This window comes from Gracilimonas sp., assembly GCF_031581265.1.
In the GTDB taxonomy this organism is placed as follows: Bacteria; Bacteroidota; Rhodothermia; order Balneolales; family Balneolaceae; genus Gracilimonas.
Genome location: NZ_JAVLBQ010000022.1, coordinates 1 through 14,253, shown reverse-complemented (window position 1 = coordinate 14,253; position 14,253 = coordinate 1). Strand labels below are relative to the sequence as shown.

The following is a 14,253-nucleotide window of genomic DNA, read 5'->3' as shown; positions in this document are numbered from 1 at the left end:
TATGGAAACCAAAGAATTTTTGGGTGAAATACACACTCCTTACACTCTTGGTACTGTTCATAAAAATCAGTTATACATGATTGAAGATTTTAATCCAGACAATTTTATCTTAGGTATTTATGAATTGGTTGAAAATGAGTAATAGCAGGTACAGAGGCTGGTATTGATAGCAGAAGCTTTTAGCATTCCACTTATTACAAAGCTCTTGACATTTATATATATACATATATATTGTTCGTGGGATCTTAAAGAATAAGTATTTCCTGCTCTTAATAGAGCGATGGGTTTCCATCAGTAAATTTAGAATTAACACGAGGTACTAAATATGAAATCAAGAAAGAAGATTGCCTTCACTACTATTCTTTGCTCATTATTTTTAATTCTTGGACTCACGTTCTCTAATTCACCAACAATTGAAGCTCAAACAAGTCCTAATTGTACATACAATTAGGACGATTATGATTGTGAAGATGGTGTAATTGAGAATTGCTACTGTATAACATGTACAGAGGGCGAAGACACTTCAGAATGTGTTGAAAACGAGTTGGAATAAATAATAATCATAAAGTGGGGTGATAAATTATCACCCCACTATTTTTAGGGGGAGCAATGAAATACGCTACTTGGATACTACTAATTTTGTTGATTTTTAGCTTAGCCTGTAGCTCAGATAAGATGGAAACAAGATCAACTATTGAATTAGTTAAAGTTGATTCTCTTACGTTGAAACCTGATAGTTTAAATCTGTTTGGTACCTTTTATGAGAACTTTAAAATTAATAGAACAGGAGATAAATTAGCTTTTTATGATCGTGTTAAAGATAAAGTTTTTGTATTCGATGAAGAGGGGGATTTCATACAAGCAATAGGCGAATATCATAAAGGCCCAAAAGGTATTATAAGTGTAAATGGATATGATTTCACTTCGGATGACAAGATGGTAATTATGGATCTGCGTCAAAGGCTTTTGAAAATTTTTGATTTAAATGGGGAAGTGATTAAATCTTCTGCAGTTTTTGAAAGTGATAAAGTATTTGTCCCCGGGGGAAGAGTTTTTTACATACATGATGATGCAATCTATCTACCAATTATTCAGATGAAATTTGTCAATGATCCAGATTCATCAGATTTAATAGGAAAAATGAATTATGATGGTAGTATTATTAAAACTTTTGGGAAATATGATCCTTTTGTAAATGAAGATTTACAATATTCAATGAATAATAAATTCAGTATTTCTGAGGATGGGATTGTATATACCATTTTAAGAAGTTCATATAAAATTCGTTTATTTGATCTGCAAGGTCAGAACTATTTGGGTAGTTTTGGTATTGAGTTCCCAAGTTTTTCATTGCCTCAGAAAGAAATTCTAGGACAACTATCTATACCAGAAATAAATAAAAGAAGCATAGGCACAACAACTACGAATTCTATTCATTCTACTGAAAACTATTTTATTCAACACGTACAAGTTCTTACAAAAGAATGGTTTGAAAATGTGAATTATGAAGACAAGGATAATCTATTGGTGCTCTATGATATGGAAACCAAAGAATTTATGAGAGAAATACACACTCCTCATACTCTTGGTGCAGTATATGAAAATCAACTTTACATGATTGAAGATTTTAACCCCGACAATTACACCATAGGTATTTATGAATTGGTTGAAAAAGAGCGATAAGCATGTACTGATATTGGTAACAGCTGTTGCTTTTGGTATTTCTTCCTGCTCCGAGGGAAATAAAAAGTACTTGAAACGTACTGCTTCAAACTGGCAAAAATATGTCAACGAGATTAGCGGTAAGCAACCGAAACTAACAAATACCGTACTTTTGGTATTGAAAAGTAAGGAATGTGAACCATGTATTGAGGAAATTGATTGGTGGAATAATTTTATTACTGAATCTTCCACATTAAATGTGTACATGATAATTATTGAAAAGTATGAAACTACCTTTACAACTTTTTTAGATCATAATGAATTTGAAATAAATGCTTTTCGGGATGAAACTGGATTAGTATTAGAGCAACAGTTGGTACCTAAAACACCTGTTAAATTATATATAGATAAAAAGGGGGATGTGCGGTTTTTAGAGTCAATAAATATTAATTCAAATCCTGAGAATTTTTATAATAAAATATCTCAAATTATCGATTGAGGGACTTTAACAATTTTAAAGCAATTACTTTAGAGGTGTTTTCTGTTGGAGTTGCTAAATTGCACACATAGTTCGATTATCAACCATGCTAAAACAACTTCTAAACTTCCTTATCCACCTCCGACTGCACTACCAATTCTTCATCCTTTCAGGCGGATATTTATTGGCAGCTTTGTTTGTAGAAGATGTTAACTGGACTCAATTCTGGCTTCAGTTCCTAAATGTGCATGTGTTATTATTTGGTGGAGCCACGGCCTATAATTCCTGGTGGGATAAGGATGAAGGTCCTATTGGCGGACTAAAATCACCCCCAAAAATGACCCGCTGGATGTGGCCGGTTTCTATGGGGATGCAGTATGTTGGTCTGGCTTGGGCCCTATCTGTGGATTGGAATTATGCGATAATTTATGCTATTAGCATGCTGTTCTTTTGGTTGTATTCAACGCCACTGGCAAGATGGAAAGGAAAACCCATTTTAGGTTTAATCGCAATCGGGGTCAGTACGGGAACTAATTCGTTTTTGCTGGGCTTTTTAGCAGCCGGTGGATATCCGATTACTTTTTTTGAAGATATAATTGCACTCGGGGTGGCATTAATTTTACTAAGTCTGTACCCGGTTTCGCAGGTATTTCAGATACAGGAAGATGCTAACAGAGGCGATGAAACATTTGCTGGAAGATTCGGATTGAGAGGAGTAAAATGGCTGTTCACAATATTATTTCCAATGGGCTCAGGTATATTAGGATGGGCATTAATGCTTCAGGACGGGTTGATCGGGTTTGTATTTATCGGATTAAATATAGCGGTTTTTATAGGATTATTATTTTTTGTGTGGAACCTGAAGGGGAATCAAAAAGAATATCGAGTAGTGATGAATATAAAACTGTCGGCGTCTTTCTTTTTTGTGCTATTTATACTTGCATCATTGGTTTATAAGAAATTGATTTAATGTTAAAAGTTTTAATAGAAACATTATTTAAAGTTTTTTGGGAGTATTCCTTCTTAGTTTTTTGTTGGACGGCTGAACAACCATGCACAAAAACTATTGAAAATGACAAAATGTGTTATAGCGGCAGTATCGATACTATTTCTCTTTACCAATTTATCTATTGCACAAAATCAGCAGGAAACCGGTGATCAGAATGGCATCCAAAAGATCAAAGTATTTTTGGATTGTTTTAGATGTAACAGTGACTATATACAAGATGAGATTAAATTCGTTGACTTTGTGAGGGATAAGGAAGATTCGCAAGTTCACTTAATCATTACAAGAGAACGTTCAGGTTCAGGCACGGAGTTTACTTTGCAAGTGATTGGAAGAGAGGAGTTTACAGGAGAGGGTAAGTCTCTTACTTACTTCAGCTATGGCTCCGATACGGACGATGAGGAAAGAAGGGGACTGGTCAGATATGTTAAAGCAGCACTTTTCAACTATGCCTCCACAACCGAAGCAATAAACAGTTTAGATATATTATATACACCACAAGATGAGACTGAAACGGAGGTACAAGAAGATCCGTGGAATAGTTGGATTTTTGAATTGGATGGAAGAACATCTATGAATGGTGAGGAGTCCAGAAAATCGGTTGATTTTTCAGGAGGAGCTTCTGCTGAAAGGGTGACCAATAGTTTGAAAACAGAATTTAATTATAACTATGATTACAACCGCCGAAAGTTTTCCGATATTGATTCCGAAGGAAATGAAGAAGAGTCGGTATATATCACCAGAAGCCATCGTTTTTGGGGAAATCAGGTTATGGCGCTAACGGAAAATTGGTCAGCGGGTATATTTACGAGGGCTACAAACTCTACAAGAAACAATTATGATTTGAATTTGCAGGGAAGTGCAGGTGTAGAATACAATATATTTCCTTATGAGGAATATTCGGAAAGAGAGATCTCCTTTGTATATACAGTAGGAGCAGAGTACCGCGACTACACGGAAACTACCATTTATCTCGAAGATGAAGAGATGCTTTATGGTCAGGAAATTCGAAGCAGAGTGGAATTTACCCAACCATGGGGTAGTATTTCGGGAAGAGCAGATTTCAGAACGTTATTTAATGATCTACAAAAAAACAGGCTGAATATTGATATGAGAATCAATTTTCGGATATTCAGAGGCTTGGAGTTAAGTCTTAACGGTGAGTATTCTATCATTAATGATCAACTAAACATACCGGCCGGAGATATAAGTGACGCTGAACAACTCCTTGATCTGCGAGAGCAATTCACATCTTATTCGTATGAATTATTTATCGGTTTAGAATATACCTTCGGTTCGATCTTTAACCAGGCTGTAAATCCACGTTTCTAAAGGATCAAAACTAAGACTGCAAACTTATAAGTAGGATCAAAGTTTATCTTGAAGGTAAATTATTTGGTAAGAAAATCGGTTTGCACATACTCCAATGCAGGCTAATAAACAGAAGTTAAAAAGGAGTAAATTATAGTGCCCAGTAAGGATATTATTACCTCAGAGTTAATCAACGAAGCTGTAAATTACGATACTCACCATGAGCAGATCGCTGATTTATTTGAGCGGGGAAGAACTACCAATGAAGACAATCGGCCCAATATGCTGCATTATACAAAAATGTATCTGCAGCGAGCAAGACGCTGGGAAAAGCGGGGAAAACTGAATGTTGATTTGATTGAAAAATTAGAATCCTTTCCCCGGGAAATGATTTGGTTGGTTCTCAATGAAGGTTGGTGTGGAGATTCAGCTCAAACCCTTCCATTCATAAATAAAATGGCAAAAGTTTCAGATAAGATTACTCTGAAAATTATTCTGCGAGATAAAAATCTTGATATTATGGACGAGTTTTTGACCAACGGTGCCCAATCCATCCCCAAATTGATTGCCCTTGATAAAGCGACACTAAAGGTAATAGGAACTTGGGGACCTCGACCTGAGGAAGCCTATAAAATGTACAAAGCTCAGCGTACTAATCCGGATATACCAAATAAAAAAGCAGTAGAAAACCTTCATATCTGGTATGCAAAAGATAAAGGGAAATCTATTCAGAAGGAGTTTATGGAGTTGTTGGATGAGTGGAGAGATGATAGTTGAAAAGTGTGAATACCTGATTAGTCAGTTCTCATTCTATCAACTATCAATAAAGATTTCTTACCTTTGAGCGAACTAACCCAATTCTTGTGTTAAATAAATTTTTAAACCACATAGCTCAAACCAGTGATGCTCCTATTGGATTGGAGGTTAACCATGCTGAAGGACCATTTATCTATACCAAAGACGGAAAACGGTTTGTGGATTTTATATCCGGCATAGCAGTCAGTAGTTTAGGGCACCGTCATCCAAAAGTGGTTCAGGCTATTCATCAACAGGTTGATAAGCATCTGCATGTGATGGTGTATGGTGAATTTGTGCAAAAGCCTCAGGTAGATTTCGCGGAACTGTTGATTTCAAATCTCCCGGCTAAATTAGAACAAATTTATTTAGTGAATTCAGGAACGGAAGCAACAGAGGGAGCACTCAAGCTCGCTAAAAAATACACAGGCCGAACCAAGCTCATAAGTTTCAAAAACAGCTATCACGGCGATACGCATGGTTCTCTCAGTGTAACTGGAAGAGACATATACCGAGAACCATATTTGCCATTACTGCCGGATGTTCATTTTCTCACATTTAACTCATTTGAGAAGTTAGATCTGATCGATGAGAAAACAGCAGCTGTAATTATGGAACCTATTCAGGGAGAAGGGGGAATCATACCGGCTGAAAAAGAGTGGCTGAAAGAAATCCAGAGACGATGCGATAAAGCCGACGCGTTGCTGATCTTTGATGAGATTCAAAGTGGATTTGGCCGAACCGGAAAATTGTTTGCATTTGAAGAGTATGAGGTGGTTCCTGACATCCTCTGCATGGCCAAAGCGATGGGAGGAGGAATGCCGATTGGTGGATTTGCCTCGTCAAAGGAAATTTTCCAGAGCTTTAAATACGACCCGCCTTTAAATCATGTAACTACGTTTGGGGGGCATCCGGTTTCAGCTGCTGCGGCTCATGCCAATTTAAAAGAGCTTTTATCCGGAGAGTATTTAAGCCGGGCCTTGGAAATTGAGAAACAAGTGAAAGCCAAACTTCAAGGTAAAGGAATTGTTGAAGTTCGCGGGAAAGGGGCCATGCTGGGACTTCAACTTGAGAGCTGGGAGCTAACCAGAAAAGTAGTAGAAGAATGCTTCGAAAAAGAAATCTTGCTTGGATGGACACTCCATTCCAATACATTGGTTCGGCTGGCTCCACCACTTATCATTGAGGATGAATTGTTGAATGACGTTCTGGATTCGGTTTTGGAAGCCATTGGAAAGCATTCGTAATGGAACGCGGATGAGGCGGATTGTGAGAATAGTTACGGATTTATTAAATAAAGTCCTGCCCCGATGGTCGAGACTCAAGCGCTAAGAGAGACTTTCTATTCATGCGAATCTTTCAATCCTTAAAATCATGGTTCACGGATGTTGGCAATATAAATTCGGAATTCCTACACTCCATCAACCGTTTAAGTGATAAAGCAATTCAAATAATTATAAGGTTATGAAAACCATCAATCCTGCTACCGGAAAAGTCCTCAAGGAATATAGCGAAATGAAGATGGAGGAAATAGATTCCATCATCCAAAAAGCAAATACGTCACAAAACAAATGGAAGCGAAAAAGCTTTGAGGAACGAGCTGAATATCTTCGAAGGATTGCGGAAATATTGAAAGAGCGAAAACACGAATTGGCAGAATTAATGGCCAAGGAGATGGGCAAACCCCTATCACAAGGTGTAGGAGAAGCAGAAAAATGTGCCTGGGTTTGTGAATACTATGCCGACAATGCAGAAGATTTCCTTGAAGATGATGTGATTGAGACGGATGCTGCTAAAAGCTATGTTACCTTCAATCCTTTGGGAGTTGTGTTAGCCATTATGCCCTGGAACTTCCCATTCTGGCAGCTCTTTCGATTTGCTGCACCGGCTTTAATGGCCGGCAATGGAGCCATCCTTAAGCACTCCGAAAATACTACGGGTTGTGCTATCGAAATTGAAAAAATCATCCATGAAGCAGGAATTCCTTACGATTTATTTCGAACGATAGTGCGTGATAAATCCGGGATGAAGGAAGTTATCCAGCATGAGGGCATAGCAGCTGTGACTTTAACCGGAAGTACGCGAGCCGGAAAAGCAGTAGCGGCTCAAGCCGGAGAAACACTAAAGAAAACCGTGCTGGAACTCGGTGGAAGTGATCCCTATATAATCCTGGACGATGCCGATATCTCAAAAGCGGCAGAAACGTGCGCTACCTCCAGGCTTATCAACAGTGGCCAAAGTTGTATTGCAGCCAAAAGATTTATTGTTACGGAGAAAGTGTATGATCAATTCCTGGAAGAGTTTACCCGAATCATGGAATCCAAAAAAGTCGGTGATCCGTTTGAGGATGATACCGATATTGGTCCACAGGCCAGGGAAGATTTACGAGATACCTTGCACGAACAAGTGGCAGAAAGTGTAAAAAAAGGAGCTAAAATTACACTCGGAGGACAAAAACCTGATGAGAAGGGAGCTTATTATCCAGTCACCATTTTAGAGAATGTAAAAGCGGGAATGCCGGCATATGAAGAAGAATTGTTTGGGCCGGTTGCCGCCATTATTAAAGTGAAAGACAAAGATGAAGCCATTAAAATTGCTAACGATACCAAATTTGGATTGGGAGCTGCGGTTTTTTCTCAAGATGAAAAACGTGCTGAAGAAATTGCCGCCAATAAACTCGCAGCCGGATGCTGTTTCGTGAATGAATTCGTAAAATCCGATCCAAGATTGCCTTTTGGAGGAATCAAACAATCCGGCTATGGACGTGAACTTAGTTTATATGGAATTCGGGAGTTTGTGAATGCGAAGACAGTCTATATAGGCAATTCAAAATGAAAAATTCAAAATTAAAAATGGGAGTGAGTCTTTTTTTAATTTTGGATTAATGGTAAAGCAATTCTTAACTCTGTTCTATACTCCTTATCTTAAAATTTAATCAAATAAAACTACACCGTGCGCATACGACTTGAACAACTAAATCCAACCATCGGAGATCTTTCCGGGAATAAGGACCTGATCCTGAAAGCCATACAAAAAGCTGAACAGGATGGAATTGAACTTTTGCTGCTGCCGGAGCTTATAACTTGCGGATATCCGCCGATGGATTTATTGGAGCGAGAAATATTTCGGGAATTACTGTATGAATTGAATGAGGAAATTATTGCGGCAACCGGCGATACTACGGTGATCTTCGGCTCCATCACTAAAAATATGAGCGGGATTGGACGGAAGATATATAACTCTGCTATTGTTGCACAGCATGGCGAGGAAATGGCCCGAGTTCACAAAGCACTGCTACCTACTTATGATGTGTTTGATGATCTTCGCTATTTTGAACCGGGAACCGAATTTGAACCCGTTATAATCAATGGATTTCCTTTTGGGATTACCGTTTGTGAGGATATTTGGTACAACGATAATGATATTCAATATCACATCTATGATAAGAATCCGGCTGATATTTTAGCAAAAAATGGAGCACAGGCGATAATCAATATTTCTGCCTCGCCGTTTAATAAAGACAAGCCTGTAACGCGAAAAAACATGCTCCAAAAACATGCTAAAAATTTAGGATTACCACTTTTTTATGTGAATTCAGTGGGCGCACAAACCGAACTTATTTTTGATGGTGACTCTCTCGCTTTTGACGGAGCAGGTTCAATGAAAGCCCGCTCTAAAAGATTTGAACCGGATGCTTTTGATATCAATTTCAACCCGCAAAGTAATGAAGTAGAAACGATAACGGATGTAGAAGCTAACTTCGAGAACCCGTCTAAAGAACAGGTAATGTTTGAAGCTCTCGTATTGGGAGTACGGGATTATCTGCAGAAATCCGGAGCGGCTGAAAAAGTGATATTGGGATTAAGCGGTGGTATTGATTCGGCATTGACGGCTGTTATAGCGAAAGAGGCTCTTGGTGCTGAAAATGTTATAGCCGTGACTATGCCTTCAGAATTTTCTTCAGAAGGAAGTGTAAGTGATTCGGAAAAGCTGGCTCACAATTTGGGAATCGAATTGAAAGAAATTCCAATTAAAGAAATTTATGAAGCTTACAATAGTGCATTGGCTCCACATTTTGAGGGAACAAATTTTGGTGTTGCAGAAGAAAACCTGCAAAGCCGTACCCGTGGAGATTTACTCATGGCATTAGCCAACAAATTTGGGTATATGCTGCTGAATACCGGCAATAAATCTGAAATGGCGGTTGGTTATTGTACTCTTTACGGTGATATGGCGGGTGGTTTGTCGGTAATATCAGATGTTTATAAAACTGAAGTTTATGAGATTAGCCGGTGGCTGAATGATGAATATTATAACAAAGAGGTTATTCCGGAGAGTATTTTAATTAAAGCCCCAAGTGCCGAATTAAGGCCCAATCAAAAAGATTCTGATTCTTTGCCCGATTACGAAACGTTAGATACTATTTTGCAATACTATTTGGAGGAGCAGTGGTCAAGACAAGAAATAATTAATACCGGTATTGATGAACAGGTTGTTGACAAAACTTTTCGGCTTGTAGATCTAAATGAACATAAAAGAAACCAGGCGCCTCCGGGACTTAAAGTTTCTGCCAAGGCTTTTGGTTCAGGAAGAAGATGGCCAATTGTTCAACAATGGACCGGACAGGAAATGAACTTAATACAATCTGTAAAAAAGGAAAATAAAGGGCGCTAATCTTCGGTTATTTTCGTTCGCAATCTTGTGTTATAAGCATTCCCAATTAAATTCAATAATTAGTACTTTATATAAAATTTAAAATCATCTACCCATATGCTTCAAAAGTTACAAAAAGCGCCTATTGTATTAATGTGTGTTTTATTCATAACACCAAATATTGTAGCTCAAGATTCTACTGCTATCCTAAAAGAAAAAGAAATGCCTCTACGACTTTTGGATTACAAGGACCCGTTTCAGAATTTAGATCTGAAAGAAGGTGTGAATGAACAACCGGCGGTGCAGGAGCTTGATAATTTTCAGAAAGATGTAATGAGCAGAATTTCCGATATCTACCGGGTGCATATCGAGTCTATGGAAGCACAAGTAAATGATGATCCATTGGAAGCGGAAACCAAAATTAATGATGCTCTCGCAGCTACTCAAAGTTTGTTAGATGATTATCCTGAAATTTCAGGTGATCGCCGTTTCACAGAATTGTATAGAACGGTTATCTCTGAATACCGGGAATTTTACGGTATCACCGAAACCGGGAATGAGCCCGAAGGGGAAATTTTTGCGATACAGGAAGAGGTGTTTACTTCCGATGAAAGCTGGACTGAAGCCGAATATGATTTTCCTGAAGACGTAAACCTGAAAAAGACCGATGTACCGCTTATCACAAACGAGCATGTTAACAGGCACTTAGTGTATTACACATTACGGCGCCCCGAAGTGATGGAAACATGGCTAACCCGGGCGGTTAAATATCAGCCTATGATGAGAAAAATTTTCAGAGAAGAGGGAGCGCCTGAGGAATTAACCTATTTAGCCTTTATTGAAAGTGGTTTGAACCCTAATGCCAGAAGTTGGGCTGCGGCCGTTGGAATGTGGCAATTTATCAGAGCTACAGGATCGGTATATGGATTGGAAGTAAACTGGTGGATCGATGAACGCAGAGACCCGGAAAAAGCGACTCGTGCTGCTGCTCGCCATTTAGTTGATTTATATGAAATTTGGGGTGACTGGCATCTTGCTATGGCCAACTATAATATAAGTCCACGAGGATTGAAAAGAGCTATAAACAGAGCCGGAGGCGTAGAAGATTATTGGGTTGCATATCCTTATTTACCCCGTGAAACCCGTGGATACGTACCCGGCTTTATTGCTACTACCATGATTGGTATGAATCCGGAAGAGTTTGGGTTCCAAAGCAGCTATGAAGGGGAACCATACGCTTATGAAGTTGTAGAAGTAGAAGGACTGATGGAGTTGAGTGATTTAGCGGAAGCAGCAGGGGTAACTACTGAAGAGCTGAAAGACTATAATCCTGAATTACTTCGCTGGGCTACTCCTCCGGGAGGTAAGTACCCCTTAAAAATTCCGGTTCAAACCAAAGAAGAGTTTTTGGCTAATTATGATGACATCCCCAAAGAAAAAAGAAGCCAAAATATTACTATGCATACCGTTGAAAGTGGAGAATCATTGGGTATTATTGCTCGTAAATATGGAACCACGGTAGCAGGTCTATATGGTTCAAATGAAAATCTTTCAAGTACTATATACCCAGGACAAAAAATTGTCGTTCCTCTGCCAAGGGGCAGTGCGCAGCAGATTTCTGCTAATCAGCCTTCTAATCAGCAGCGAAGTGTAAATACCAGCAGATCTTCATCACAGACGGTAAGTAAGCCGGCAAATTCTACCGCTGTTACTTATAAAGTGAAAACCGGGGATACTGTTGGACATATTGCTGAGTGGTACGATGTTAGAGCTTGGAATATCAGGTCTTGGAATGGAATTGGGAATACTATTCGTGTAGGCCAAAATTTAACGGTCTATGTACCCAACACCCGTAAAAATCATTATGAGAAGATTAATGAGTTGAGCTATGCTGAAAAACAGCAAATTGAGAGAAAACAGCGACAAGGTGAAAATATATTCATAGCCGCTGCCACCTCAACCGACGGAGAAAATTTTACGACATATACGGTTCAGTCTAATGACACACTTAGTGAGATAGCTGAAAGTTTTGGTGTTAGTTTAAGTGAATTGAGAAGACTCAATAACATCTCCGGAAATCGAATTTATGTAGGACAAACATTGCGTATTTCCGCAAATTAATATGTTTAAAAAGAAGAAATATAGGGTAGGAATAGCTGTTTTAGTTGTTGCGTTAGCATCGGCAGGAATTGCCGCGCAGCAAACAGATATCTATTTCCAGATAAAAAAAAACTTTAGCATTTTCAGCAAGGCCTATGAAAATGTAGCATTGGAGTATGTGGATGAAGTAGATCCTGAAATATTAATGCGGAATGGCATTGATGCTATGCTTGAGACGCTTGATCCCTACACGGTCATGTTCAACGAGTCGCAAAATGAACAGTCCGAACTAATGCAGAGAGGAAATTATGCAGGGATAGGTATTGAGGCCGGGTACAGAGACGGTGAGGTTGTAGTAGTAGCACCAAATGAAGGTGGTCCTGCCGAACAAGCCGGTATCCGTGCAGGAGACGTTATTATTGCTGTGGATGGCGTTTCTACTGAGGGGTTGCAACCTGAAGAAGTAAACGTGCTGACAAGGGGTGAAGTTGGGTCTGAAGTTACTATCACAATACGCAGGTTTGGATTAGACCAGCCACTCGATTTTAATTTAGAACGGGCACGTATTGAAGTTTCAAATATTTCCTATGCGGGTTTTATTGGTGAAACAGAAGATGCTGGCTACATTCGCTTGAATCAGTTTGGGAGTAATGCCGCGGAAGAAATCAGAGAAGAACTTGAAAAACTAACGGAGCAAAAAGAGATATCCGGATTAGTACTTGATTTGAGGGACAACCCCGGTGGTGTTCTACAAGAAGCGGTAAAAATTATCGATAAGTTTGTAGAACCGGGAATCACGGTGGTTGATATCAGAGGTCGGATTCAAGAGTATAACCAGACTTTCACGACAAGTGAGCCCGTTATGTTTGACAAACCCATCACAGTTTTAATGAATGGGGGAAGTGCGAGTGCATCTGAAGTGGTTGCAGGTGCACTACAAGATTTAGATCGCGCTGTAATAATTGGTGAGCAAAGTTTTGGGAAAGGATTGGTACAGATTGTAAAACCATTACCTTATAATACCTCTCTCAAGATGACCATATCCCGTTATTATATTCCAAGTGGAAGAAGTATTCAGTCCGTACAATATACCCATCAGGGCAAAAACTCTGCTGTTTCTGTAGCTGACTCGAGTAAAAGAGAATTTAAAACAAGGAATGGCCGTACAGTATATGAAGGCCGTGGTATTCAGCCAGACATAGAAACAGGAAAAGAAGCCCCCAGTATTCTGGAAGTAGCGCTGATGCAGCAAGGAATGTATTTTGATTTTGCTACGAAATTTGAATCTCAAAATGCTTCATTCGATTATAGTGCATTACCAGATAATGTATTTAATCAATTTAAGCAGTATTTGGAAGAGCAAGACTTTTCATACAGTACCGATTCTGAAAATCTGTTATCAAGTTTAAAAGAAGAACTGAAGGGAATTCAAGCTGCTGAATCACAATTGGAAGCTTTGGAACAAGCTACTGAAATTGAAAAAGAAACGTTGTTTGAAGAAAAAAGCCCGGATATAAAGCGCAGGTTGTATTTAGAATTAGTATCCCGGTATCAAGGACAATCCGGCAGAGTTGAAGCTGGCTTGAGATCCGATGGGGATGTGTTGAAGGCTCTGGAGTTGATTAAAAATGAGACTGAACGCAATAAAGTACTTTCGGGAGACCAATAATGCCTCAAAAGGCAGATCTGCACATACATACAACTTGTTCAGATGGAAAATTGACTCCCAATCAGGTAATTGAAGTTGCCAAAGAAAAAAAACTCAGCTGTATTTCAATTACCGATCATGATACCTATAAAGGATATTTACCTGCCAAAGAAGCAGCTGAAGGACTTGATATCGAGTTAATCCCCGGGGTTGAAATTACGTCCATGTTTAATGGAAAAGAATCTCATATCCTGGCTTATAACTTTGACCCAACTACCAATTACCTGGAAGATTTTTTAAGCCGACAGCGAAATGCTCGAAAAAACAGGATAAAAAAAATAATCAAAAAGGTTCAAAAAGAAGGATTAAATGTAGACTATGATGAAGTGTGGGCAGAGGCTAATGGAGCGAACATCGGTCGCCCCCATTTGGCTCGGGTGTTAACCCAAAAGGGCTATGTAAGTAGCCCAAAAGAAGCTTTTATTCGGTATTTGAGTAACCAGAAACTTGGCCCGATTGATAATACCTATCCGGATTTCAGAGAGGTAATAGAGATTATCAAAAACGTAGGTGGAGCTTGTGTATTGGCCCATCCGGGAA

At 39.0% G+C, this 14,253-nt stretch carries 11 protein-coding genes and 1 pseudogene; all 12 read left to right on the top strand.

From position 1 onward, the window contains the following. The first annotated feature begins 1 nt into the window (after position 1). Positions 2 to 142 (top strand): hypothetical protein, encoded by a 141-nt coding sequence (locus RI561_RS08945; protein ID WP_395079893.1) that lies wholly within the window; start codon positions 2 to 4, stop codon positions 140 to 142. Positions 143 to 609: 467 nt separating this feature from the next. Next, entirely contained in the window at positions 610 to 1,683 is a 1,074-nt protein-coding gene (locus RI561_RS08940; protein ID WP_395079892.1) for a 6-bladed beta-propeller, read from the top strand. Continuing rightward, a complete protein-coding gene (locus RI561_RS08935) occupies positions 1,658 to 2,161 on the top strand; it encodes a hypothetical protein (RefSeq protein ID WP_395079891.1) in 504 nt (167 codons plus the stop codon). Before RI561_RS08940 ends, RI561_RS08935 begins: the two co-directional genes overlap by 26 nt. Positions 2,162 to 2,246: 85 nt before the next feature. Beyond that, on the top strand, positions 2,247 to 3,110 hold the full coding sequence (locus tag RI561_RS08930; protein WP_395079890.1) for a UbiA family prenyltransferase: 864 nt from the start codon (positions 2,247 to 2,249) through the stop codon (positions 3,108 to 3,110). 102 nt (positions 3,111 to 3,212) lie between these two features. Further along, the gene (locus tag RI561_RS08925) at positions 3,213 to 4,478 is read left to right on the top strand and encodes a hypothetical protein (RefSeq protein WP_395079889.1); all 1,266 of its coding nucleotides are present in this window, start codon (positions 3,213 to 3,215) and stop codon (positions 4,476 to 4,478) included. 135 nt (positions 4,479 to 4,613) lie between these two features. Further along, complete coding sequence (locus tag RI561_RS08920; RefSeq protein WP_395079888.1) at positions 4,614 to 5,234, top strand: thioredoxin family protein; 621 nt, start codon at positions 4,614 to 4,616, stop codon at positions 5,232 to 5,234. An 86-nt stretch (positions 5,235 to 5,320) separates the two neighbouring features. Beyond that, on the top strand, positions 5,321 to 6,499 hold the full coding sequence (locus RI561_RS08915; protein ID WP_395079887.1) for an aspartate aminotransferase family protein: 1,179 nt from the start codon (positions 5,321 to 5,323) through the stop codon (positions 6,497 to 6,499). A 214-nt stretch (positions 6,500 to 6,713) separates the two neighbouring features. Beyond that, positions 6,714 to 8,087 (top strand): annotated as a pseudogene (locus RI561_RS08910) (NAD-dependent succinate-semialdehyde dehydrogenase); the annotation flags it as partial. 117 nt (positions 8,088 to 8,204) lie between these two features. Further along, a complete protein-coding gene (locus RI561_RS08905) occupies positions 8,205 to 9,926 on the top strand; it encodes an NAD+ synthase (protein WP_395079886.1) in 1,722 nt (573 codons plus the stop codon). Positions 9,927 to 10,022: 96 nt separating this feature from the next. After that, complete coding sequence (locus tag RI561_RS08900; protein ID WP_395079885.1) at positions 10,023 to 12,026, top strand: LysM peptidoglycan-binding domain-containing protein; 2,004 nt, start codon at positions 10,023 to 10,025, stop codon at positions 12,024 to 12,026. A 1-nt stretch (position 12,027) separates the two neighbouring features. Continuing rightward, a complete protein-coding gene (locus RI561_RS08895; protein ID WP_395079884.1) occupies positions 12,028 to 13,674 on the top strand; it encodes a S41 family peptidase in 1,647 nt (548 codons plus the stop codon). Next, positions 13,674 to 14,253 (top strand): PHP domain-containing protein (locus tag RI561_RS08890; protein WP_395079883.1); only part of this gene is annotated, 580 nt, incomplete at its 3' end. The genes RI561_RS08895 and RI561_RS08890, both read left to right, overlap by 1 nt.